Annotated in this window: 25 protein-coding genes; 4 read left to right on the top strand and 21 right to left on the bottom strand. The window is 60.3% G+C overall.

Annotated features, from left to right (window positions below; genetic code table 11):
* Positions 1-3 precede the first annotated feature (3 nt).
* Positions 4-1,110, bottom strand: coding sequence for a polysaccharide biosynthesis/export family protein (locus tag AKU94_RS17335; RefSeq protein ID WP_232295803.1), 1,107 nt, complete (start codon positions 1,108-1,110; stop codon positions 4-6).
* An 87-nt stretch (positions 1,111-1,197) separates the two neighbouring features.
* Positions 1,198-2,070: a LysR family transcriptional regulator ArgP gene (locus AKU94_RS17330; RefSeq protein ID WP_050528506.1), complete on the bottom strand. Its 873-nt coding sequence runs from the start codon at positions 2,068-2,070 to the stop codon at positions 1,198-1,200.
* A gap of 87 nt (positions 2,071-2,157) precedes the next feature.
* Here AKU94_RS17330 and AKU94_RS17325 point away from each other — a divergent pair, with 87 nt between their 5' ends.
* The gene (locus AKU94_RS17325) at positions 2,158-2,760 is read left to right on the top strand and encodes a LysE/ArgO family amino acid transporter (RefSeq protein ID WP_050528505.1); all 603 of its coding nucleotides are present in this window, start codon (positions 2,158-2,160) and stop codon (positions 2,758-2,760) included.
* 39 nt (positions 2,761-2,799) lie between these two features.
* Positions 2,800-3,705 carry a DMT family transporter gene (locus tag AKU94_RS17320; RefSeq protein ID WP_050528504.1) on the top strand — a complete coding sequence of 302 codons (906 nt, stop codon included), beginning with the start codon at positions 2,800-2,802 and terminating at the stop codon, positions 3,703-3,705.
* On the opposite strand, the gene AKU94_RS17315 is transcribed toward AKU94_RS17320, so the two are convergent.
* Together AKU94_RS17315 and AKU94_RS17310 are read right to left on the bottom strand one after the other, a co-directional pair.
* Positions 3,702-4,490 carry a 3-deoxy-manno-octulosonate cytidylyltransferase gene (locus AKU94_RS17315; protein WP_050528503.1) on the bottom strand — a complete coding sequence of 263 codons (789 nt, stop codon included), beginning with the start codon at positions 4,488-4,490 and terminating at the stop codon, positions 3,702-3,704. The genes AKU94_RS17320 and AKU94_RS17315 overlap by 4 nt on opposite strands.
* 12 nt (positions 4,491-4,502) lie before the next feature.
* Positions 4,503-5,459 (bottom strand): KpsF/GutQ family sugar-phosphate isomerase, encoded by a 957-nt coding sequence (locus tag AKU94_RS17310; protein ID WP_050528729.1) that lies wholly within the window; start codon positions 5,457-5,459, stop codon positions 4,503-4,505.
* Between the two features lie 165 nt (positions 5,460-5,624).
* Here AKU94_RS17310 and galE point away from each other — a divergent pair, with 165 nt between their 5' ends.
* The gene (gene galE, locus AKU94_RS17305) at positions 5,625-6,611 is read left to right on the top strand and encodes a UDP-glucose 4-epimerase GalE (RefSeq protein ID WP_050528502.1); all 987 of its coding nucleotides are present in this window, start codon (positions 5,625-5,627) and stop codon (positions 6,609-6,611) included.
* A gap of 22 nt (positions 6,612-6,633) precedes the next feature.
* Here galE and AKU94_RS17300 read toward each other — a convergent pair whose 3' ends face one another.
* From AKU94_RS17300 to AKU94_RS17285, 4 genes are all read right to left on the bottom strand, one after another.
* The gene (locus AKU94_RS17300; RefSeq protein ID WP_050528501.1) at positions 6,634-7,380 is read right to left on the bottom strand and encodes a YebC/PmpR family DNA-binding transcriptional regulator; all 747 of its coding nucleotides are present in this window, start codon (positions 7,378-7,380) and stop codon (positions 6,634-6,636) included.
* A gap of 80 nt (positions 7,381-7,460) precedes the next feature.
* Positions 7,461-7,808 (bottom strand): hypothetical protein, encoded by a 348-nt coding sequence (locus tag AKU94_RS17295; protein WP_050528500.1) that lies wholly within the window; start codon positions 7,806-7,808, stop codon positions 7,461-7,463.
* 12 nt (positions 7,809-7,820) lie between these two features.
* Positions 7,821-9,536: an SLC13 family permease gene (locus tag AKU94_RS17290; protein WP_408633711.1), complete on the bottom strand. Its 1,716-nt coding sequence runs from the start codon at positions 9,534-9,536 to the stop codon at positions 7,821-7,823.
* 165 nt (positions 9,537-9,701) lie between these two features.
* Positions 9,702-10,514: a TIGR00282 family metallophosphoesterase gene (locus AKU94_RS17285; RefSeq protein WP_050528498.1), complete on the bottom strand. Its 813-nt coding sequence runs from the start codon at positions 10,512-10,514 to the stop codon at positions 9,702-9,704.
* Positions 10,515-10,630: 116 nt separating this feature from the next.
* Between AKU94_RS17285 and AKU94_RS17280 the strand changes: the two genes are divergently transcribed.
* The gene (locus tag AKU94_RS17280) at positions 10,631-11,044 is read left to right on the top strand and encodes a PaaI family thioesterase (protein ID WP_198144940.1); all 414 of its coding nucleotides are present in this window, start codon (positions 10,631-10,633) and stop codon (positions 11,042-11,044) included.
* Here the strand turns inward: AKU94_RS17280 and folD are convergent.
* The 13 genes from folD to AKU94_RS17215 form a co-directional block, all read right to left on the bottom strand.
* A complete protein-coding gene (folD, locus tag AKU94_RS17275; protein ID WP_050528497.1) occupies positions 11,041-11,931 on the bottom strand; it encodes a bifunctional methylenetetrahydrofolate dehydrogenase/methenyltetrahydrofolate cyclohydrolase FolD in 891 nt (296 codons plus the stop codon). The two genes, AKU94_RS17280 and folD, sit on opposite strands and share 4 nt — an antisense overlap.
* Before the next feature lie 3 nt (positions 11,932-11,934).
* Positions 11,935-12,249 carry a chorismate mutase gene (locus tag AKU94_RS17270; RefSeq protein WP_050528496.1) on the bottom strand — a complete coding sequence of 105 codons (315 nt, stop codon included), beginning with the start codon at positions 12,247-12,249 and terminating at the stop codon, positions 11,935-11,937.
* A 66-nt stretch (positions 12,250-12,315) separates the two neighbouring features.
* Positions 12,316-13,992, bottom strand: coding sequence for a formate--tetrahydrofolate ligase (locus tag AKU94_RS17265; RefSeq protein ID WP_050528495.1), 1,677 nt, complete (start codon positions 13,990-13,992; stop codon positions 12,316-12,318).
* Positions 13,993-14,386: 394 nt separating this feature from the next.
* On the bottom strand, positions 14,387-16,294 hold the full coding sequence (gene ftsH, locus AKU94_RS17260) for an ATP-dependent zinc metalloprotease FtsH (protein ID WP_050528494.1): 1,908 nt from the start codon (positions 16,292-16,294) through the stop codon (positions 14,387-14,389).
* Positions 16,295-16,368: 74 nt separating this feature from the next.
* Positions 16,369-17,610 (bottom strand): tRNA lysidine(34) synthetase TilS, encoded by a 1,242-nt coding sequence (gene tilS / locus AKU94_RS17255; protein ID WP_157056598.1) that lies wholly within the window; start codon positions 17,608-17,610, stop codon positions 16,369-16,371.
* Complete coding sequence (gene ybgF, locus AKU94_RS17250; RefSeq protein ID WP_157056616.1) at positions 17,601-18,416, bottom strand: tol-pal system protein YbgF; 816 nt, start codon at positions 18,414-18,416, stop codon at positions 17,601-17,603. Before ybgF ends, tilS begins: the two co-directional genes overlap by 10 nt.
* A gap of 5 nt (positions 18,417-18,421) precedes the next feature.
* Positions 18,422-18,943 (bottom strand): peptidoglycan-associated lipoprotein Pal, encoded by a 522-nt coding sequence (pal, locus tag AKU94_RS17245; RefSeq protein ID WP_050528492.1) that lies wholly within the window; start codon positions 18,941-18,943, stop codon positions 18,422-18,424.
* Between the two features lie 81 nt (positions 18,944-19,024).
* On the bottom strand, positions 19,025-20,356 hold the full coding sequence (gene tolB / locus AKU94_RS17240) for a Tol-Pal system beta propeller repeat protein TolB (RefSeq protein WP_050528491.1): 1,332 nt from the start codon (positions 20,354-20,356) through the stop codon (positions 19,025-19,027).
* The gene (locus AKU94_RS17235) at positions 20,353-21,402 is read right to left on the bottom strand and encodes a hypothetical protein (protein ID WP_050528490.1); all 1,050 of its coding nucleotides are present in this window, start codon (positions 21,400-21,402) and stop codon (positions 20,353-20,355) included. The genes tolB and AKU94_RS17235 overlap by 4 nt, the downstream gene beginning before the upstream one ends.
* A gap of 9 nt (positions 21,403-21,411) precedes the next feature.
* Positions 21,412-21,879 (bottom strand): protein TolR, encoded by a 468-nt coding sequence (gene tolR / locus AKU94_RS17230; RefSeq protein WP_050528489.1) that lies wholly within the window; start codon positions 21,877-21,879, stop codon positions 21,412-21,414.
* 3 nt (positions 21,880-21,882) lie between these two features.
* A complete protein-coding gene (gene tolQ / locus AKU94_RS17225; RefSeq protein WP_050528488.1) occupies positions 21,883-22,578 on the bottom strand; it encodes a protein TolQ in 696 nt (231 codons plus the stop codon).
* Between the two features lie 121 nt (positions 22,579-22,699).
* Positions 22,700-23,092: a tol-pal system-associated acyl-CoA thioesterase gene (ybgC, locus tag AKU94_RS17220; RefSeq protein ID WP_050528487.1), complete on the bottom strand. Its 393-nt coding sequence runs from the start codon at positions 23,090-23,092 to the stop codon at positions 22,700-22,702.
* The gene (locus tag AKU94_RS17215) at positions 23,085-23,720 is read right to left on the bottom strand and encodes a hypothetical protein (protein WP_050528486.1); all 636 of its coding nucleotides are present in this window, start codon (positions 23,718-23,720) and stop codon (positions 23,085-23,087) included. The genes ybgC and AKU94_RS17215 overlap by 8 nt, the downstream gene beginning before the upstream one ends.
* Positions 23,721-23,733 lie beyond the last annotated feature (13 nt).

Raw genomic sequence — 23,733 nt, 5'->3', positions numbered from 1 at the left:
GCGTTATTTCACCGCGTTGTTCAATCCGACCAAAGAGCCGATCAGACCAAAAACGGTGCCAGCAGCCGTCATCGACGATTCCGTTGCCAAAACGCTGTCCTTTGGGTTGATCTGGAAGTTGCGGGCAGCAAACAACCCGTCCGCCGTCGTCAGGTCAAAGGTAAAGACGACATGGCGCATCTGCGGCCCCTTGAGACCATCGGCGCGCACGGCCTTGGCTGGGTATTCGCGCAGGACCAGCACCCCCTTGGGATTGGCGCGCGCGTCCGCGATGCCACCGACCAGCGACATCGCCTCCAGCGCCGTAATATTGTCCTTCTCGAACCGGATCAGGCTTTCGGTGCCCGTCGCCCCGAGGGCGGTGAAATACCGGTCATCCTCACGCACAATTACCTTGTCGCCACCGCGCAGGACGGTGTTCATGCTTGCCTCGGCCAACAGCCGGTCGGCGCGGATTTCATAGGTATTGCCCGCACGGATCAAACGCACCAGCGGGTTTTTAAGCGTCGGCGCAATGCCGCCCCCCGCCGCCAGCAGGCTTAGGATGGAATAGTTGCGATCGGGCAGCGGATAGCTGCCGGGTTTGCCCACGCCACTGACCAGATCGACAGAGTTGCGTACCCCCGCCATCACCGACAGCTGCACCTGTGCGGATGGGGCGATCGGTTCCATCGCGCTTTGGATCTGGGCGCGGGCGGCCTCGGCGGTTTGACCGTTGACCACCACATCCCCCAGATAGGGCACAAAGATTGTCCCCGCCGAAGATACCTTGGTCGGTGGCAAAAGCGCCGTTTTGCTGGACACATCCGCCAGCAAGGAATTGTCCTGACTGTCCCAGATAACCAGATGCACCGTGTCGCCGCTACTGATGACCGCGCTGTTCGGCCCGCTTTTAGCTGGGATCCAGTTATAGCCACCGCGCCAGCCCGTCACCGGCCAACCGGCCAGACGGTCCACATTGGCCCTGTTCACCGGTACCACGCTGAATGTCGGCTCTTTGGCATTTTCTTCGCGCAACACCTCGGCTGACAGCGCGGCACCACGCGGAACGGAACAACCGGAAAGGGCCGCTCCGGCGATTGCGAGGACGCAGAGGAATTTCAGGCGCAAAACATGACCCCAACAAGACAGAATTAACCAGCTTTAGCGCTTGGCGGTTTCGCGCGCAACATGTCACATCCGCAGCGGTTGTTAAACTTAGCGCAATGCGAGTGCCGCCGAACGGGTGATCGCGGCGGTCAGCGGCGCGATGGCGGGGCCGGTCAACCGCGCAAATTGCCAATAGAGCGGCACATCAAGCGCGCTATCAGCCACCAGTTCGACCAAGCGCCCCGCCTCCAGATGCGGAACTACCAAGGGTTCAGGGTTCATCCCCCAGCCCAAGCCCAGCAAAGCCGCCTCGACAAACCCTTGCGATGAGGCAATCCGGTGCGTCGGAAATGCAAACCCCGCGCCGGTGCCAAATTGCGCCGCGATCCAGTCACGTTGCAAGCGGTCCTTATCCGAAAACGTCAATGCGGGGGCGCGGGCCAAGGCTGCCCGCCCTGCCCCTTCGGCCATCCAGCGGTCCATAAACGCGGGCGAGGCCGTGGCACGATACCGCAGCGCCCCCAGCGCCACCGTATCACAACCTTGCAACGGGCCCGCATGGCTGGTGATCGCCGCCGAGACCTCTCCGGCGCGCAAAAGACCCTGACTGTGGTCTTGGTCGTCAATAACCAGATCGAACAGCATCCCCTCGACCTGCGCCAAGGCAGGCAGCACCCAAGTCGCCAGACTATCGGCATTCACCGCGATCCGTATCGTTGCAGGGTTCTGCGCAGGCAGCCCCTCGGTCAAGGCGGCCTCAAGCAGCATCACATCCTCAAAATGCTGGATCAGCCGCAACCCCGCCGCCGTTGCCACACAAGGCTGCCCCCGCCGGATCAGCAAGGTTCCCATCCGTTCCTCCAGCGACTTGAGCCGCTGTGAGATCGCCGAGGGCGTCAGCGACAAAGATGCCGCCGCCAGATCAAACGACCCGCGCCGATGGACCGCCGCAAGGGCCGCAAGTTGGGCATAGTCCAGCATTAGCAGTCCTAATCTTGTCTAAATATCTTTAATTTGCCTGATGCCTTCCCGCGCATTAGTCAAGACCGGAACAACAGGAGAGCACAGATGATAGAGGCGTTGATTGCGGGATATCTGGTATCGCTAAGCCTGATCGCGGCCATAGGCGCGCAGAATGCCTTTGTGCTGCGCCAAGGGATCCGTCGGGAACATGTGGGCTGGGTTTTGCTGATCTGTGCCGGATCGGATGCGGTTTTGATGACGGCGGGGATTGCAGGATTTGGCGCCGTCTCGGAACAAGTGCCATGGCTCGCAGATACAGCCCTTTGGGCCGGGGTTGCGTTTTTGCTGGTCTACGGCGCGCTGCGGTTTCGCGCCGCGTGGCAGGGGGGCGCTGCCTTAGTGCCTGCCGGCAATGCCCCCGTGGCGCGAGGGCGGGTTCTGGCGATCTGTCTTTTGCTGACATGGGCGAACCCGCATGTCTATCTTGATACCGTGGTGTTGATCGGCGCAATCTCGGCGCAATATGCACCTTACGGGTTGGCCTTTGGGATCGGCGCGATTTCCGCCTCTGTCAGCTTTTTCACTGCCCTCGGGTTTGGCGCGCGGCTGCTGGCCCCGGTGATGGCGCGGCCAGGTGCATGGGTGGTGCTGGAGGTGCTGGTGGGCGCAACAATGTGGGCAATCGCGGCGGCGCTCGCCTTTGGCTAGACACTTGTTATACCGGCCAAAGTCTGGCCATGTAAGGGCATGAACGAATCCTCTTCCATAAATCCGGTTGCCGGTGTTCTTTGGATGCTTGCGTCAGGCTTGCTCTTTGTCGTTGTCACCGGGATTGTGCGCTATTTGGGCACTGATCTGCCCTCGGCGCAATCGGCATTTTTGCGATTTGGCTGGGGGGTTTTGATACTTGTGCCGTCGCTGCTGTCACTGACCCGCTCGGGTATTCCGCAAGGACTTGGCACAACTGTTTTTTTTCGCGGGGCGTTCCATACGATCGCGGTGGTCATGTGGTTTTATGCAATGGCGCGGATCCCCGTGGCCGAGGTGACGGCGATCGGATATCTCAACCCCGTTTGCGTAACCATCGGGGCGGCGCTGGTCTTTGGCGAAAGGCTGGCGGCACGGCGGTTGATCGCCATCGCCATTGCCATTGTCGGTGCCCTGATCATCTTGCGCCCCGGCATCCGAGAGGTGGAGCCGGGCCATTGGTCACAATTGGGCGCTGCCACCTGTTTTGCCATATCCTATCTTTTCGCCAAGAGCCTGAGCGGCAAGATGCCTGCGGGGGCGATTGTCGGGCTTATGTCTTTGACGGTGATGCTGGGGCTTTTGCCCGTCGCAATCTGGGTCTGGGTGCCGGTCAGCTTGGTGCAGATCGGCTGGCTGGGCATGGTGGCGCTGGCGGCAACGGCGGGGCATTACTGCATGGCGCGGGCCTTTGCCACGGCCCCGCTCTCGGTCACGCAGCCGGTGGTTTTCCTGCAACTGGTCTGGGCGGCGATGCTGGGCTATTTCGCCTTTGGCGAAAGCGTGGACCCCTTTGTCATGCTGGGCGGCACCATAATCATCGGCTCTGTCAGCTATATCACATGGCGCGAGGCACAGCTGAAACGCCGCGCGGTGACACCGGGACTTGGGGCCGCGAAATACTAAGGCCGGTCCTTGGCCAGCACACTTTCGATCCGTTCCACATCGACGGGGTTGTTCAGCTCCCAGAACACACGACCCTTGCCGTCCACCTCGACACAGGCCATCTCCATCCCGTTTTCCAAAAAGCGAAGCTGCTCCAGCCCTTCCATCCGTTCCAAGGTGCCCATCTTCCAGCCCTGATAGGCCGCAAGCGCAGCTGGTCGGTAGGCATAGATGCCGACATGGTGAAAAACCGGGATCGGGTCATGGTCGCCCTCGGGGGTGTAGGGGATCACCTCTTTGGAGAAATAGAGCGCGCGCATATTGTTATCGAACACCGCCGTCGTGCCACCAACGCGGCCATGGCGGCGGTCCTCGCGGAAATGGCTGACGGTTTGCGCATCACAGCGCACCACAGGGGTCGCACAAGCGGCCGGTGATGTCTCCATCGCCTCGGCCAGGGCCTCGACAAACCACGGCGGGGTCAGGGGCGCATCGCCTTGCAGGTTGATGAACAAATCCGCCTGAAGCCCCGCATTGGCCACTGCCTCGGCACAGCGCATAGTGCCGTTTTCCGCATCAGAGGATGTCATGATCACCTCGGCCCCAAACGCCCGCGCGGCATCGGCAATCCGGTCATCATCGGTGGCGACATAGACCTCGGCGATGCCGCGCGCCGCCTTTGCCGCCTCCCAGCTGCGCTGGATCAGGGGTTTGGACACACCATCCGCCCCGCGCAAACCCACCAAAGGCTTACCCGGATAACGGGTGGAGGCATAGCGGGCGGGGATAATGATAACCGTTTTCATGGGGGTCAAACCTTATTGTACGCCCGCGCGCAGGCAGTCATGGATATGGAGGATGCCAAGGGGATGTGCCTCGGCGTCAATGACGAAAAGCATGGTGATCTTGCGCGCATTCATCAAGGCCACAGCCTCGGCGGCAAGCATATCAGGCGGCGCGGTCAGGGGGGTGCGGGTGGCAACATCAATCGCCTGCTTGTCCATCAAGCCGGCCATATTACGCCGCAAGTCACCATCGGTGATCACACCGGCCAAACGCGGGCCGTCCATCACGCCGGCCGTGCCAAAACCCTTTTGCGTCATCACCAGCAAGGTTTCCGCCATCGGCATCTCCATCGGCACCAGCGGCAAGTCGTCAGAGCGCATCAACTGCCCCACCCGCGCCAGACGCGCGCCAAGGCGGCCGCCAGGGTGGAAGGTGCGGAAATGCTCCGGCTCAAACCCGCGCCGCTCCATCAAGGCCACAGCCAGCGCATCGCCCAAAGCCAGCGCCATGGTCGTGGATGTGGTCGGTGCCATGCCCAAGGGGCAGGCCTCAGGGGCCGGGGGCAGGATCAGGCGCAGATCGGCGGCCAGTGACAAGGTGCTACCCGCCTTGGAACACAGCGCAATCAGCGGGATCGAGAACCGTCGGGTATGGGCGATCATATCCCCCAGCTCGGTCGTCTCGCCGGAATTGGACAGGGCAAGGACGATATCGGCGGGGGTGATGGTGCCCAGATCGCCATGTGACGCCTCGGCGGGATGCACGAAATAGGCGGGCGTTCCGGTAGAGGACAGCGTCGCTGCGATCTTGCGCGCAATATGGCCGGATTTTCCGATCCCCGCCAGGATCACCCGCCCCTTGCAGTCCAGCAAAGCCTCAACTGCCGCGCCAAAATCCTCCGGCAGGGCGGCGGCCATTGTCAAAAGCGCCTCGCCCTCTATGCGCAGAACGCGGGCGGCGGCATCAAGCGGGTTGGGGGCATCGGTCATGGGCACCTCGGATGGATCATTGCCCCCGTCATACAGCGGAACGCCTGCAATCAAAAGCCACAAGCGGCGCGCCGCCGTAATTCCCTGTCCTGCCTTGACTTTAACTGCCGCTTTGGGGGATTTGAATATAAGTCCAACAGTGCAATTAATAGTGAAAGCGGTTCAATGCAAAAACACATTCTGGTCACCGGGGGCGCAGGCTATATCGGATCGCATGCCTGCAAGGCGCTGAAGGCGGCGGGCTATGTGCCGGTTACCTTCGACAATCTGGCGACCGGCTGGCAAGAGGCGGTGAAATTCGGACCGTTTGAACAAGGCGACCTCTTGGACCGTGCGCGGCTGGATGAGGTCTTTGCCAAATGGTCCCCCGTGGCGGTGATGCATTTCGCGGCCCTTTCGCAGGTGGGGGAGGCGGTGGCCAAACCCGGCCATTATTGGCGCGTCAATGTCGGCGGCTCACTGAACCTGATCGAGGCGGCGGTGGCGGCCGGTTGTCAGAACTTCGTCTTTTCCTCGACCTGTGCAACCTACGGCGATCACGACGGCGTGGTTCTGGATGAGGACACCCCCCAACGCCCGAGTAACCCCTATGGGTCATCGAAACGCGCGATCGAAGAGATCTTGCGTGATTTCGAGGTCGCCCACGGGCTGCGCCATGTGATCTATCGCTATTTCAACGTGGCAGGCGCGGACCCAGAGGGCGAAGTGGGCGAATTCCACCGGCCCGAAACCCATCTGATCCCGCTTATGCTGGATGTGATCAGCGGCAAGCGTGCCGCCCTGACCCTGCATGGCACCGATTACCCGACACCGGATGGCACCTGCATCCGCGATTATGTCCATGTCTCGGACCTTGTGGATGCGCATGTCCTGGGGCTGAAATGGCTGGAGGATCAACGCGGAAGCCGCGTGTTCTGTCTTGGCACCGGTGCCGGCTTTTCGGTACGCGAGGTGGTCAATGAGGCCCGCGCCGTGACCAATCAGGATGTGCCGATGAACGAAGGCCCTCGCAGGCCCGGCGATGCGATCCAGCTTGTCTCGGGCTCGGCGCGCGCGGTTCGGGAGTTGGGCTGGACGCCCGAACGATCATCCTTGAAACAGATGATCGCGGATGCCTGGCGCTGGCACGAAACCGGCCATTACGATAAATAAGGGGGCCGCAAAGCCCCCCGTTTTATTCTTCCAGCTGTGCGGCGACATCCTCGGGGATGTCAAAGTTATGGGTGACGTCTTGCACGTCGTCATCCTCTTCCAAAGTGTCGATCAAGCGCATCAGCTTTTGCGCGGTTTCCAGATCCACCTCGGTCAGAACCTGCGGTTTCCAGATCAGCTTGGACTCGGTGGATTCGCCCAGATCTTTTTCCAGCGCCTCGGAAACCTCGTTCAACGCATCCATCGCGCAATAGATCCAGTGACCGTCCTCATTGCTTTCCACATCATCGGCACCGGCCTCAAGTGCGGCCATCATTACGGTGTCGGCGTCGCCTGCCTCAACCGGATATGAAATCTCGCCCACGCGGTCGAACCCGTGGCTGACCGAGCCGGTCTGCCCCATGTTGCCGCCGCATTTCGAAAAATAGCTGCGCACATTGGATGCCGTGCGATTGAGGTTATCGGTCATCGCCTCAACGATAATCGCGATGCCGCCGGGGCCGTAACCCTCATAGCGGATCTCGGTATAATCAGCCGCATCCCCCGCCTGCGATTTCTTGATCGCGCGATCGATCACATCCTTGGGCATCGACAGCGATTTCGCCGCCTTGACTGCCAAGCGCAACCGCGGGTTTTTATCCGGATCCGGCTCCCCCATCTTGGCAGCTACGGTGATTTCCTTGGACAGCTTGGAAAACATCTTGGAGCGTATCTTGTCCTGTTTGCCCTTGCGGTGCTGGATATTCGCCCATTTTGAATGGCCTGCCATAAGCCCTGTCTCCGCTGTTTGAAAGTTTATCTATGGTTTGCCTATACACGCGCGCAGGTCTTTTTTGCAACCCCGTGCGGCTATTGCGCGGGATCGGGGGGCGGTGAAACAAAACGGTACTCCCGCCCCGCGTCATCCGTCAGCGTCACCACACCCATCGGCGCAAGCACACCGCGCATACCAAGGGCCCCAAAAGCACCCTCCATAAACGCGCGCAAGGCGTTCGGGTTTTGCACCAACTGCACGCGGTAATCAAACCCAGCCCCACAAAGCGGCATCCGTCCAGCCCCGACCGGCGCGCTGCAATGGGATCCATCCGACATCACCAGATCAAAGTGCTCCGCCCCCAGCCGCGCAGATTGCGGGACCGGTGCCACATTCCCGCAAGCCAGCAGCAAAAGGCAGGGCAGAAGCTTGGCATATGTCATCAGAACCTCGTCTCAAAAAGGAAAGAAAAACGGGATAAGCGCGCTCATCACCACCATCATCAGCAGGTTCAAAGGCACCCCGATGCGCAGGAAATCGGTAAAGCGGTACCCCCCCGGCCCGTAAACCAGCGTATTGGTCTGATAGCCGATCGGGGTCGAGAAACTGGCCGAGGCGCCGAACATGACCGCCACCACCAAGGGCCGCGGGTCCACACCCATCGTCGTGCCAAGGCCGATGGCAATCGGTGTCAGGATCACCGCCACCGCATTATTGGAGACCATCTCGGTCAGGACAGAGGCCAGCGCATAGACCACAAACACCAGCATATAGGGTGGCAAATTCAGCATATAGGGCGCAATCGCATTCACGATCAGCGTCACCGCACCGGAATGATCCAAGCCCAGACCCACCGCCAGCATCGCAAAGATCAGCGCAAGCAACCGCCCCTCGATAAAGGCAAAGGCCTCATCGGCATCAATGCAGCGGGTCACCAGCACCACGGCCACACCGATCAGCGCAAGGATCACAATCGGGGCGGCATTGATCGCGGCCAACCCGACAATCGCAACCAAGGTCGCGACAACAATCGGCGCATGGCGGCGGCGAAAGGCGCGCTCTGACGGTTGGGCGATATCGACCAGCTCCATATCGGTGGCAAGCCGCTGGATATCGGCCGCACCCCCCTCCAACAGCAACGTATCACCCACCTGTACCACAACATCATCAAGCTGGCGCCCGATATTCTGGTTCCGCCGGTGCATCGCAATCGTATAGACCCCGTAACGCCTGCGCAACCGCAACGAGCCAAGCGAGCGGCCCACCATCTGACAGCCCGGCGTGATCAGCGCCTCAACCGTCTCGGTCTGCACCGAAGAGAGCTTGTCCACCTGCCGCAAATCCTTGCTGTCCTTGAGTGCAAGCACCTCGGACATCGGCGTGCGCAGGATCACACGGTCCCCGGCGGCCAGTTCTACACCCGCCAGCGCGCGGCGCAAACTTGCATCGCCCCGCAAGACATCAACCACACGCATGGAATCACGCTTGAACAGATCGACATCCAGAACCTTCTGGCCAACCAGGCCGGAATCCTCGGGCACCGCGACCTCGGTAAAAAACTTCATCTTGGCGCGGTCACCCAAAAGCATCCCCATGCTGTCACGATCGGGCAGAACCTTGCGCGCAAAGAAAAACAGATAGCTCACACCGACCAGCGACATCACAATCCCCAAGGCCGTGATGTCAAAGATACCGAAAGGCGCCATCCCCATCTGTCGTGCAACCCCGTCCACCAAAAGGTTGGTCGAAGTGCCGATCAGCGTGATCGTGCCCCCGAAAATCGCCAGATAGGACAGTGGGATCATTACTTTGGAGGCAGACATCTTCAACTGTTTGGCAAGGCGCATGAACACCGGGATCATCACAACCACGATCGGCGTGTTGTTCATAATCGCCGACATCACGATGATCGCCACCGTCAGCGCGGCAAGCGTCACCACCGGCCGCGCCTCGACGTTGCGAACGGCAAGCCCTGTCACCCAGTCAAGCGCGCCGGTGCGCACCAAGGCCCCCACGATCACGAACATCGCGGCAATCGTCCAGGGCGCGTGGTTCGACAGCACCGCCATTGCATCCTCTTGCGGTAAAATCCCGAGGATCAGCATCAAGGACGCACCCGCCAGCGCGGTTACCTCAACCGGAAAGACCTCACGCACGAAAAGCCCCAGCATGCCGACAACAATCGCAATCGCGCAGTAGGCCTGCACTGTCTGGCTCAGATCAATTCCGAACACGGATTTATCCCCTTATGCGGCACGTACCATTCTTGTCGAGGCACCGCGCAAGGGCAAGCCCCGCCCGCCAAACCTCTGACGTCAAGCATTAGCATGCCGAAATCACGGGCGCGCTTCTTGCAAGCGCCCGCCGATACGGATCATGGCCACACGGGTCGCGCGCCCCGTGGCATCATCGGTTTCGACATAAACCCCCGAAAGGGTGGCCGGACCTGCGGCAGGCTCAAACCGTGCCTTGGGCATGCCGGTGATGAACCGGCGCATCGGCTCCAGCTTTTCCATGCCGATCACGCTGTCATAATCGCCGCACATGCCAGCATCCGATTGAAAGGCACAGCCCTTGGCCAATATCTGCGCATCTGCTGTTGGCACATGGGTATGGGTGCCCACACAAAGCGAAGCACGCCCGTCGCACCAATGACCCATCGCCATCTTCTCGGATGTGGCCTCACAATGCATATCGACGATTGTTGCACTGACCATCCCGCCCAATGGATGCGCGTTCAGCACCGCCTCCACGGCCGAGAAGGGATCATCAAAGGGGCGCTTCATGAACACCTGACCCAAGGCCTGCACCACCAAAACCTTGCGCCCGTTTTGTGCGGTAAACACCCGCGCACCCTTGCCCGGCGCACCCTTGGCATAGTTGAGCGGGCGTATGATCCGCGGCTCGGTCTCAATGTATTGCAGCATGTCCTTTTGATCAAAGGAGTGATCGCCCAGCGTGATGCAATCGGCACCCGCATCCAAGATGCCCTTGGCATGCGCCCCCGTCAGCCCCATACCGCCGCTGGCATTCTCGCCGTTCACCACGACGAAATCCAAGCCCCAATCGGTCCGCAAGCCCGGCAACCGCTGCGTAATAGCAGCGCGCCCAGCCCGGCCCATCACATCGCCTAAAAAGAGTAATTTCATACTGTTTGAATAGGCGGCGGCGCAAGAAAGGGCAAGTAAAAACAGGGCGTTTACCAAGGATCGGTCGTGGGCTAGCCTTGGCGTCACCCGCTCCCCTTTGTGACAGGATCCTGCCTATGACCGACCAACGCATCCGCGACAGCTTTGCCAGCCAAGGTCTGATGACCACTTTGGACGCAAACCTAACCCATATCACGGCCGGAGAGGTGCATATATCCGCGCCCCTGCAAGCCGCCAGCAGCCAACAACACGGCGCGGGCCATGCGGGGCTTACCTTTGCACTGGCCGATACTGCTGCGGGCTATGCCGCGCTGACACTGATGGAGACAGGACGCGAGGTTATGACGGTCGAGGCCAAGATCAACCTGATGGCCCCCGCAATCGGCGAGGCTTTGATCGCGCGCGGCAAGGTTACTCGTGCAGGTCGTCGCCTGACTGTGGTTCAGGCAGAAGTTTTCGCGGTAAAGGGCGACACAGAAACCTGTATCGCCATTCTACAAGGCACGATGATTCCGGTTGATCCGGCCTAGACCGTCAAGCCTTTCGGCTCAGGCAGGTCATTGGCGCGGCAACAGGCCGTCAGGGTATTGGCCAGCAAACAAGCAATCGTCATCGGCCCCACGCCGCCCGGCACCGGCGTGATCGCGCCCGCAACCTCGGCACAGCTTGCAAATTCCGCGTCACCCACCAGCTTTTTCTTGCCGTCCCGCTCAATCCGGTTGATGCCGACGTCAATCACCGTGGCACCGGGTTTGACGTAATCGCCGGTGATCATCTCGGGCCGCCCTACGGCCGCCACCAGAATATCCGCCCCCTGACATACGGCCTTCAGGTCCTTGGTCCGGCTGTGCGCAATGGTGACCGTACAGCTATCGCCCAGCAACAGCTGCGCCATCGGTTTGCCGACGATATTGCTGCGCCCGACGACGACCGCATTCAACCCCGACAGATCGCCATGATGATCACGCAACATCATCAAACAGCCCAAAGGCGTGCAAGGCACCATGCTTTTCTGTCCCGTGCCCAGCAGCCCGACATTAGAGATATGGAACCCGTCGACATCCTTGGCCGGATCAATGCTGTTAATCACCAGTTCGGAATTCAACTGTGCGGGCAAAGGCAGTTGCACCAAAATCCCGTGGATCTTGGGGTCGGCATTCAACTGCGCGATCAGCGCCAACAGATCGGCCTCGGGCGTATCCTCGGCCAGACGGTGTTCGACCGAGTGCATGCCGACCTCAACCGTCATCTTACCTTTGGATTTAACATAAACCTCGGAGGCCGGATCGGCGCCGACCAGAACCACTGCAAGCCCCGGCTGGATGCTGTTTTCCTCGGCCAGACGACGAACGTGCTCGGCCACCTGCGCCCGCACACCGGCCGCAAAAGCCTTACCGTCGATGATTGTCGCCGCCATTTGTCAGTCTCCTTTTGCCGTGTCAGTCTTGCCCAAAACCACCTCTTCGCGGGCGATGGACCAATCAATCAGCTGCCGCCAAAGCGTTTCCGCCAGATCGGGATCCAACCCGTCGGCCTGCGCCTTTATGCGCACGTTATCCACCACCTGCTCTACCCGGTCAACGATCAGGGCGGGCAGTCCAGTGCGCGCCTTTACCCGTGCCGCGGCCTCGATATATTCCGCGCGTTCGGCCAGCAATCGAACCAAATCTGCATCCAGCCGATCAATCCCTGACCGGACATCTTGCATGGTTTCACAGTCCTTCGGGCGTTTCATCACACTCTCCCCTTGTCCGTTGCGCCTCGGAATGGACCGAAGCCGCGCGCGGGTCAAGGCGATGTTTCAGAACAGCCCCTCGACATCGCCGTCCGCGTTCAGGCGGATCACCTCGGCCGAGGGTGCCCGTGGCAGGCCCGGCATGGTCATGATCTCGCCGCAGATCACAACGATGAACCCCGCCCCCGCCGACAGCCGTACCTCACGCACCGGCACCGAAAACCCTGTCGGCGCGCCGCGCAAGTTCGGATCCGTGCTAAAGGAATATTGCGTTTTCGCCATGCAGACCGGCAGATGGCCATAGCCCGCCTCTTCCCATGCCTGCAACTGTGCATGCACCGCCTTATCGGCCGTTACCCCATCGGCATGATAGATCTTTGCCGCAATGGTTTCGATCTTTTGCATCAGGGGCATATCGTCAGGATAGATCGGCGCGAAATTGGCCGCACCGCTTTCGGCCAGCTCCACCACCTTATGCGCAAGGTCCTCCACCCCCGCCGAGCCATGCGCCCAATGCTTGCACAAGACAGCCTCCGCACCCTGAGAGGCGACATAATCCTTTACCGCCTGCACCTCGGCATCGGTGTCGGTCACGAAATGGTTGATCGCGACAACGACCGGCACGCCGAAACTTTTGACATTGCCGATATGGCGGCCAAGGTTGGAGCAGCCCTTTTCCACGGCGTCCACATTCTCATCCGCCAGATCGGCCTTGGCGACGCCGCCGTTCATTTTCATCGCGCGCACCGTGGCCACCAGCACCACCGCATCCGGCGCGATCCCGGCCTTGCGGCATTTGATGTTCATGAATTTCTCGGCCCCCAGATCGGCACCAAAGCCCGCCTCGGTCACCACAAAATCAGCCAGCTTCAGCGCGGTTTTCGTGGCGATGACCGAATTACAGCCATGCGCGATATTGGCGAAGGGACCGCCATGCACAAAGGCGGGATTGTTTTCCAGCGTCTGCACCAAATTCGGCTGCATCGCATCCTTGAGCAGCACCGTCATCGCGCCATCGGCCTTGATATCGCGGCAATAGATCGGGGATTTGTCGCGCCGATAGGCCACCACAATATCGCCAAGCCGTTTTTGCAGATCCTCCAAATCATTTGCCAGACAAAGAATCGCCATCACCTCCGAGGCCACAGTGATGTCAAAGCCGGTCTGACGCGGGAAGCCATTGGCCACACCGCCAAGGTTGACCACCGTATCGCGCAAGGCCCGGTCGTTCATATCCATCACCCGCCGCCACACCACACGGCGCGCGTCGATGTCCAGCTCATTACCCCAATAGATATGATTGTCGAGCATCGCCGCCAGCAGGTTATGCGCCGATGTGATCGCATGGAAATCGCCGGTGAAATGCAGGTTCATCTCCTCCATCGGGACCACTTGCGCATAGCCGCCCCCCGCAGCCCCGCCCTTCATCCCGAAGTTCGGCCCCAAAGACGCCTCTCGGATACAGATCGCCGCATTCTTGCCGATACGGTTCAGCCCGTCGCCCAGCCCCACGGTGGTTGTGGTCTTGCCCTCACCCGCAGGGGTGGGGTTGATGGCGGTTACCAATATCAGCTTGCCATCCTTGCGGCCTGCCAAAGAGGCGATAAACGGCTGACTGATCTTTGCCTTGTCATGGCCGTAGGGCAAGAGATGCTCTGACGCGATGCCCAGTTTAGCGCCGATTTCCATGATCGGGCGTTTCTTGGCCGCGCGGGCAATCTCGATATCGGTCTTATGCGCCATCTTTTCCTCCTCCTGCTTGGATAATCCTTATCCGGTTTCTCTTTGGTCTAGCCAAGGCCCCGGCACCGAGAAAGATCAATTGCGACCCATTTCGACGCAAATTAACCAGCCCTTCAGTTTCTGCTGCTTTGAGCCGGATTTGCGCAACAAATGCCACAATCTCTGGGCAGGTTTTAATCGAACGTAAACCAATTGGGGGTGTTAATGGAAAAATATCCTAAAAAGGAAACGAAAATGCCCAAAGCAGCCTTTGCAATCCTCTTTAACTCGGCGCTTGGCATTGGCATGGCCATATCAGCCGGCGTGCTTGCCTGGCTTTAGACAGCCTGCGCAGCCCAAACAATAAAAAACGCCGCGGAATAATTTCCGCGGCGTCAAGTCAACTCAACAAAGTTCAGGCAGAGGGTTCAGGCTCAGGCTCACCTTTTGGTCCCCGTGGCTTCGTCTTGGGAATGGCCACCACCGAGGATGTCTCCCCACCCGACGGCTTATCCTCATCGTCATCCCGGCCAAGCTTTTTGCCTGCGATGACTTTCTTGATCTCATCGCCTGTCAGGGTCTCATATTCAAGCAAACCCTGTGCAAGCCGTTCAAACTCGTCGGCTTTTTCCGTCAAGATATTGCGGGCAAGGTCGTAGCCCTCATCGATCAGACGTTTCACCTCTTCCTCAATCAGGTTCTTGGTATCAGCCGAAACAGAAAATCCGCCGGTTTGCCCCTGATAGCCCTGATGCGCCTCGGCGTAATCAATATTGCCGATTTTTTCCGACATTCCCCAGCGCATAACCATCGCCCGCGCCAGACCGCTGGCCTGCATGATATCGCCGGAGGGGCCGTTAGACACACCTTCTTCACCCCATTTGATAATCTCGGCGGCCTTTCCGGCCATCGTCATCGCAATGCGCTGTTTGCACTGGTCCTTGTGCATGTTCAGCTGGTCCATTTCAGGCAGGCTCATCACCATACCCAAGGCACCACCGCGCGGGATAATCGTGGCCTTATAGACCGGATCGCATTTCGGCAGGGCCATACCCACAATCGCATGGCCTGCCTCGTGATAGGCGGTATGCTCTTTTTGCTCGGCGGTCAGCACCATAGAGCGCCGCTCCGCCCCCATCATGACCTTGTCCTTGGCCTGTTCAAAGTCGTGCATGGTCACAAAGCGGCGACCGACACGGGCCGCCATAAGCGCCCCCTCATTGACAAGGTTGGCAAGGTCCGCGCCCGAGAAACCGGGGGTGCCGCGTGCGATGATCCGCAAGTCCACATCCGGGCCGATCGGCACCTTGCGGGCATGCACGGTCAGGATCTTTTCGCGACCTTTGATATCAGGATTAGGCACCGTCACCTGACGGTCAAAACGGCCGGGACGTAGCAAGGCCGGGTCAAGCACGTCTTTGCGGTTGGTGGCCGCGACGATGATCACACCCTCATTGGCCTCAAAGCCGTCCATCTCCACTAGAAGTTGGTTGAGGGTCTGCTCACGCTCATCATTGCCGCCGCCCATACCAACGCCACGGGCGCGGCCAACGGCGTCAATCTCATCGATAAAGACGATACAAGGCGCGTTCTTTTTCGCCTGTTCGAACATGTCGCGCACGCGGCTTGCACCGACGCCAACAAACATTTCGACAAAGTCTGAACCCGAAATCGTAAAGAACGGCACGCCCGCCTCACCAGCAATCGCCCGCGCCAGCAAGGTTTTCCCCGTACCGGGGGGGCCTACCAACAGCGCGCCCTTTGGGATCTTGCCCCCCAGACGGCTGTATTTCTGCGGATTGCGCAGGAATTCGACGATTTCTTCCAGCTCTTCCTTGGCTTCATCAATGCCCGCGACATCGTCAAAGGTCACGCGACCGTTCTTTTCGGTCAAAAGCTTGGCCTTGGATTTTCCGAATCCCATAGCACCGCCCTTACCGCCGCCTTGCATGCGGTTCATAAAGAAAATCCAGATGCCGATCAGCACAAGGAACGGCAACCACAGCGACAAGAGGCTGAAGAATCCCGATTGCTCCTGCGGCTTGGCGACCACGTCGATCTCTTTGGCCATCAGCCGGTCGGTGACATCCTCACCCTGCGGCTTGATGACAGAAAAATCCTGACCATCCTTGCCACGGGCCTGAATCACCTCACCGTCCAGCGTTACGCTGTCGATTGCGCCCGCATCAACCTGCCGAATAAATTCAGAATATGACATGCTGCGCGACGACATCGCCGACTGCCCGCCGCTGAACAAGTTAAACAAAGCAAGGATCAAGACCAACAGGACGACCCAGAATGCGATATTTCGTGCATTTCCCACGAAGATTCTCCTTCACGTGCCGGCCAAAAAGAGACAACGGCTTTGCGTTTAAAATAGACATAAGTTTCAACTGTTCAATGCGATACTACAAATTGGTTGAAACCTGCGGCGATACGCGCCTGAAAATCTGATGAAAATCCGGCCAAAGGGGCCGCGATCAATGTGCCATCGTGCCATACCGATGGGCTGACGAGCAAGACATCCCGCGCAATCCCCTGATCTCTCCATCCCTCCAGCTGCCGCAAACCATCCGCCCCCAAGGCCCGCAACTGGTGGCCCGCAGCAAATGGCCCTGTCACCCGCCAGCGACCATCCCACAGCGCCTCAGGCTCACAGGCAAGGCCCGCTACGGCACGAGCCTCGCGTATCAGGCGGAACCCTTGCTGGCCCATGCGCAGGCGCACCCCCCAAAGCGTGGCATCGCGGCGCTCTGAAATGGCACGCAGAACCCGTGCAACGGCATCAGCCCGCGGCGCATGTTGCGCGGTCGACACCCATAAAATACCCGCCAGCAGTAATCGGCGCTGAACTTCGGGATTAAAATCGGACCATCGCGCCAGATCGAAATCCAGACTTCCAGCCCTCTCGCAGCAAATTACCGCTGCCGCATCGGCAACAGTCTGACGCACCACATCTTGGGTTGCCGAAAGATTGGAAATCACCGCCGTCAGCCGGTCCACCGTGATCCCCGATGCGCGCAACTGCGGCAGAAGTTTGCGCATCCTGATCCGCGTAAACCGTTCGTTTTCATTGCTCGGATCATCGATCCACGCGATGTCTTTGGCCGTCAAATAGCTGCGAAGCCGCGCGCGGGGCACAGCCAGAAACGGGCGCGCGAACCGTACCGCCCCATGATGCCACCCCGCACGCATCCCCGAGAGCCCGTCAAGCCCCGCACCGCGCGCAAGCCCCATCAGAAAGGTTTCGGCCTGATCATCCGCCGTATGGCCCAACAAAATATGGGTTATGCCCGTATTTTTTGCCCAATCCGCCATCAGCCCATAGCGCGCCTGACGGGCGGCCTCCATCAGGTTTCCCGTCACCGTGCCATGCTTCCAGACAAGGGTGTCATGTGCGATCCCCAGATCGGTACAAAACCGGAATACCCTTCGGGCCTCCTCGGCCGATTCCGCGCGCAGGGCATGATCAACCGTTACTGCCTGCACCGTGCCAAAGGCCTGCAATGCCAGATGGAGGGTGGCCATCGAATCAGAGCCGCCCGAAACAGCAACCGCCACCCGCGCAGAGGTCAGATCACCAACCACTCCGCGCGCCGCCATGACAAGATCCGCCTCGGGCCAGTCTTTTACTGGCACCCCAGCCCCAAAGCAGCCGTCGACGCCTGGGCCGCAGCCGGATCACCCGGAAAGCGCACGCCAACCTCTTGCAGGGTCACACAAGCCTCGGGGCCCTGACCCAATTCCGCAAGCGCCTGCCCCACCTTATAAAGCGACTCTGCCGCCCGCGTACCAGTCATATCGCCCGAAAACGCTTCAAGCCAAGCACGTGCCGCATCCGATGTCTGCCCCAGATTTGACAGCGCCTCACCGCGATAGTAATGCGCCTCGGCGGTCAGGGGCCCACCGGTATAGGTCTGGGCAAAGGTCGCAAAGAGGTCCGCGGCGGTGCGAAAGTCACCTTGACCGAGCACCTCCTTGGCCCGGTCAAAATCCGCCTGTTCATTGGTGGCAAGGGACGCATCACCCGATGTCGGCGGCGGCAATGTCGGTGCCACAACGGCGCCCGTATCACCGCCCAAGGGGGGCGTCTGCCCAATCGCACCCAGATCGCCGCCTTCCAGCTCCACCAAACGGAACTCGAGGTCGCCAATGCGGTTGGTGCCATCAGAGACCACCTGATTGATCCGGAATTCCAGCGATTCGGTTTTCGCCGTCAACTGTGACAACGCCGCCTCGATGGCATCCACACGCTCCAGAATAGAGCCACCAAAAGCACCCGCACCGGGGCCGCCGGTGGTAGAAAGCTCGCGGCGCAGCCCCAGAACGCTGGTGTTTAAAACTGTAAGTTCCTGCCGGATATCGGCAAGGGTTTGCGCGCGGTCTTGCGCAAACCCTGCCAGCGGCACCACCGCCAGAACGATTGCCATAACGCCCGCGCGCATCATCATCAGCTACCTGCGCCCATTGACAGGACCGTCACGGCCCGGCGGTTACGGCTATAGCAATCCTCGGTGGAACAAACCTCAACCGGACGCTCCTTGCCATAGGACACGGTGCGCAGACGGCTGGGGGCGATCCCTTGCGAGATCAGGAAGTTCTGTGCCGCAGAGGCCCGACGTGCACCCAAGGCAAGGTTGTACTGTCGTGTCCCCAGCTCATCGGCGTGACCCTCGATAATCACGGCGTAATCGCTGTTTGTTTGCAACCATTGCGCTTGGCCTGCGAGGGTCGTGCGCGCCTCGGCGGAAAGGGTGCTCTGATCAAGGCCAAAGAAAACACGGTCGCCCAGAGTTTGCTGGAAATAAGCAACCGAGGTCGGGTCATTCACGCCGCCCAGCCCCTGGCTGTCGATGCCGCCCGCACCGCCCATGCCGCCCGCACCTGCACCCGCCCCGAACCGGTCAGGATTATTACAGGCCGCAAGACCCAGTACCGCGACCAAAAGCGCCGCTTTCATTAGATAAGACATGTGTTCGTCCTTTGTGAGTTGGCCCATCATGGCCAGAGTAACAGGTTTGAACTGCCCTGTGAATCGGGCAATCCTCAATTTTTACGGCAACAGCGGCGACCACGCCGGATCCGATGCCGCACCATTTGTCGGCACCGGCCGCAGGTTACGCCCCGTAATATCAACTGAATAAAGGGATGACTGTCCCGCCGCCCCCGAGGTTTCGCGCGCAAACATGATCACGCGACCATTGGGCGACCATGTCGGCCCCTCATCCAGAAAAGAGGCCGTCAGTAAACGCTCCTCAGAGCCGTCAACCCGCATCACACCGATATGGAAACGGCCCTGATGCTGTTTGGTAAAAGCAATCATATCGCCACGCGGGCTCCACACCGGGGTCGAATAGCGGCCCGGCCCGTTGGAAATACGCCGCGCCTCGCCGCCGCCCGCAGGCATCACATAGATCTGCTGGGTGCCCGAGCGGTCGCTTTCGAACACGATGCTTCTGCCGTCCGGGCTGTAATCGGGCGCGGTTTCGATAGAGGGCGCGTTGGTCAACCGCGTTGAGGAACCTGTTGCCGTGTCCACGATGTAAAGGTCGCTATTCCCGCCCTGCTCCAGACTATAGACCACCGTGCGCCCGTCGGGCGCAAAGCGTGGCGCAAAGGTCATGGTGCCCGGCTGATCCGCCAAGGCACGCGCCTGAACCGATGCCACATCCATCAAATAAATCTTTGGAAAACCGGAGACATAAGAAGTGTACAAGATCCGGTCTCCCGTCGGGCTAAAGCGCGGAGCAAGCACCAAAGACCGGCTGTCGGTCAGGAACTGCACATTCGCGCCGTCGTAATCCATCACCGCCAAGCGCTTGGCACGCTCGTTCTTGGGGCCGGATTCGGAAACGAAAACCACACGGCTGTCGAAATAGCTGCCCTCACCCGTGATCCGGCTATAGACCGCATCGGCCACCTTATGCGCCATGCGCCGCCAGCTTTGCGGGGTGCCTGCAAATTGCAGCCCCTCGCCCATCTGCTGACCGGAATAGATGTCGAACAGGCGGAATTTCACCACGATCCGGTCACCGCTGGCACTTACAGCCCCCGTAATCAGGGCCTGCGCATTGACCGCCTTCCAGTCGGGATAAGAAACCGGCGCGTCAAAACTGTCGACGCGGCCCACATGTGCGCTGGCCGGAATTTCGCGGAACAATCCGGTGCCTGCCAGATCGGATGCAACCACCCTTGCGATGTTTTTCGCATGATCACCCGCCGCGCCGTTCTCGGCCACAAAATCGGGCACAGCAAAAGGCAAAGGCTCAATCACGCCTTCGGTGATTTCCAGACGAAGCGGGCCGTTTTGCGCGACCACAGGGGCGGCAGAACCCAAGCATAGGGCAAGCGCAATGATAATGCCGAAGGGGCTGCGATAGGTCATTTGATCCTCATTCTCTCCGGGTTGAATACCAGTTCCAAGTTACGCCATTCTTCATATTTTTCAGCAGGAAGATTAAAACCATTGGCCCCGCAGCGGATTACCGCGCGGCGCGCCGCCTCAAACGCCTGACGGGCGGCGGCCTGTGATCCGCCTTCATATTCCGTCATCGTGACGGATCCCGCATCCGGCTTGCCGTCCTGCCCGAGGGCTACGGCCACGGTCACCGTAACCATCAGCGCCTCGGATGAAAGCGATCCGACGTTCCAGCAGGCTTGAACAGCAACCCGCAGCGCATCCTTTTCACCCGCCGACATTGGCGGGCCGCTGGATCTTGTCGCCTCCGGTGTGCTGGTCGCGGCTGTCGCGGCGGCAAGCGCCTCGGCGATTGCATCACGGGTCGCTTGGGTCGTCTCGGGCGCCCGGGCGGGTGTTTCGGCAGGGGTCTCTACAGGCTCCTCTGCGGGCGTGGTTTCGGCACGCCGCGCCGGTTTGGGCCGTGGCCGCGACGAGCTGGAGGGTGCCAGCGGCTCGGCCTTATTGGCCTCGGTTGCAAGCTCGGTTCCCGCCTCTTGTGGTGCGGTTTCGGGCAGCTCCTCCTCGACCACCTGCGCCTCGGGGGCGGGCTCGGGGGTGGTTGCAGGGGTCGCCACCGGATCGGGGACGGCATCGGGGGCCGGTGCCTCAGTCGGCACGGGGGCCACGCGCTCTGCCGGTTTGGGGCGCGGACGGTCACTGATATCGGGCGCCTGAACGGGTGGCTCCTCAAGGTCTATCGGGCCGGGGGTTTGCTCATCCGGCAGATCCGGTGCGGCTTCGGGGGCGACCTCATCAACATCAGGAGATGTTTGCGGCGCGGGTTCGGGCCGCGCAACCTCTGGCATCGGTACTGCGGCCTGCATTGCCTCAAACTCGGCACTCGACACCAAGGAAACCTCGGTCATCGCGACCTCTTGCACCGTGTCATGCCGGATAAAGAACCCGCCAATGAACACCCATGCGATCAGGCCCGCATGCCCCAGACCTGAAAAAAGAGTACCTTTGTCCATCACGTCAGCCTAGCCGCCGCTTGCGCCAAAAGAGGGGCCATCGGTATCCGTAACCAACCCGATATTGCGAAACCCGCCAGAGTTAAGCGCGCCCATCACCTGCGCCACCCGGGAATAAGGGATAGAGCCATCTGCCCGCAGGAAAATCTTGTCGCTCGTCCGCTCGGACGCGACGGCCCGCAGTTTCGGGATCAGATCACCGTCCGCGACATCCTGCGACTGGATCAGAATGCGGCCATCGGCGGTCAAGGTTACGGCCAAAGGCTCCTCTTGCTCGGTCGGCAAGGCGCTGGCCGCGGTTTCCGGCAGCTCGATCGGCACGCCCACCGTCAGCATGGGGGCGGCCACCATAAAGATGATCAACAACACCAGCATCACATCCACAAAAGGTGTGACGTTGATCTCGGACATCGCGGCGGATTTTCCCCGCCGCCGCCCGCGCCGCCCTCCGGTTTTATGTTGCACCCCGGCACCCATGGCTCAGGCGTCCAACTGGCGCGACAGGATGGTGGCAAATTCATCGGCAAAAGCCTCATAGCCGCCAATGATATGTTCGCTATCGGCATTCAGCTTGTTGTAAAACACCACCGCCGGAATGGCCGCAAAAAGCCCGATCCCTGTGGCCAGAAGCGCCTCGGCAATACCGGGGGCGACAACGGCAAGGTTGGTGTTCTGGCTGATTGCGATTTGTTCAAACGCGTGTTTGATGCCCCAGACCGTACCGAACAGCCCGATAAACGGCGCCGTAGAGCCGGTGGTCGCCAAAAAGGACAAGCCACTGTTCAACCGCTCGCTTTGCTTGGCAATCGCGACATCCATGCTGCGGTCGATCCGCGCCTGCGCGCCGGCAATAAGGCCGCCATCATCACGGTGGCTGCGCCGCCATTCCAGCATACCGGCGGCAAAGATCTTCTCCGATGCGCCCTGCGGCTCTGGCCCCACCTTTTCAAACAGATCGTCCAAAGGCTCACCGGACCAGAACGCCTGATCAAAGATGCCCGCCTCGCGCCGCGCAAGGCGAAAGGCGATATGTTTGCGGATGGCAATCGCCCACGACCAAAAGGACATGAACAACAACAACAACATAACCAGTTTTACTGTGAGGGTCGCGCGCGCAAACAGCGCGATCAACGAGAAGTCAATCTCCTGCGCCGCCGCAAGGGTTTCCGTTTCCATATCGCCTGCTCTTTATTTATGGGCCGTTTGCCGACCTCGGTATTTTCCGATTCTAGCCGACTTTGACGACAGATGCCAATAGATCATCGCAAAACCGCGCAACATCCCGCCAGTTCCGACGTCACGTTCCCGTTAGCGCCGCCCGCGCAGCCGCAGGGATCCGCGCCGCCCGCCCCGCAAGCGTCAGGCAAACCAATGTGACCTGAGCCTCGAACAACATATCATCCCCGCGCCAGACCGATTGCGCAAGGCGGATGCGGGCGCCGGTGATCTCGGTCATGGTCGTGCGCACCTCCAACAGGTCATCATAGACCGCGGGGCGCAGATATTCCGCCGTCAGATGGCGCACGGCAAAGACGATGCCCGCATCCGCGCGCAAAGCCGCCTGATCCACACCAAGGCTGCGCACCCATTCGCTGCGCGCCCGTTCTATGAATTTCAGGTAATTCGCGTAATAGACGATGCCCGCAAGGTCGGTATCCTCATAATAGACGCGCAGCTCGAACCTATGCACCCGTGCCTCCGTTCACCGCCAGCCGCGCGGCCAACCGCAAGGCGTGGCTGGGATCACCTGCCGCAACAGGCATCACCCGATCATAGCCAGCACGGATCAGATCCCCGACATCGGGGCGCAGCACCACTGCCTCGCCCGCCCGAGCCAAAGGCGAGCGCGCGGCAAAGGCCCGATCCGACCAGAGCAAAATCACCTGTACCGCCTGGTTCAGCGCAAGCACCTCGGCGGGCAGTGCCGAAAGCTCATCATCCATACGCAGAAAAACAAAAGCAGCCTTGATCGCGCCGTTTTCCTCAAAGCGAAACGCGCGGTACTGGTTCGCACCGGCCGCCTCCAGCCGATGGGTCAGGGCCTCAAGATCGGGGATCATCTCGCCCAGACGCGGCACCTCGCGCAATTCCCCCCAATCGCTGAAGAAGAAGAACATCAGGTTTGCGCCCAGCTCGGGGTCGGTCTCGGCCATCTTGTGACCGGCAAGCGCCACAACCGCCTCTACCGCGCCCTTGACCACGGTCAGGGTTGCGTCATCGACACCAAAGACCACCGGCACGATCGGCCGCGCCCAGCGCGCAAAGACATAATCCCCTGTACCACGGGTGAACATTGCCTCGATCTCGCTTGCCTGCATGGTTTGCGCTTGT

This window comes from Pseudorhodobacter aquimaris (genome assembly GCF_001202025.1).
Taxonomy (GTDB): Bacteria; Pseudomonadota; Alphaproteobacteria; order Rhodobacterales; family Rhodobacteraceae; genus Pseudorhodobacter; species Pseudorhodobacter aquimaris.
The sequence above is the reverse complement of the archived record's forward strand: the minus strand, read 5'-3'. Positions and strand labels throughout refer to the sequence as shown.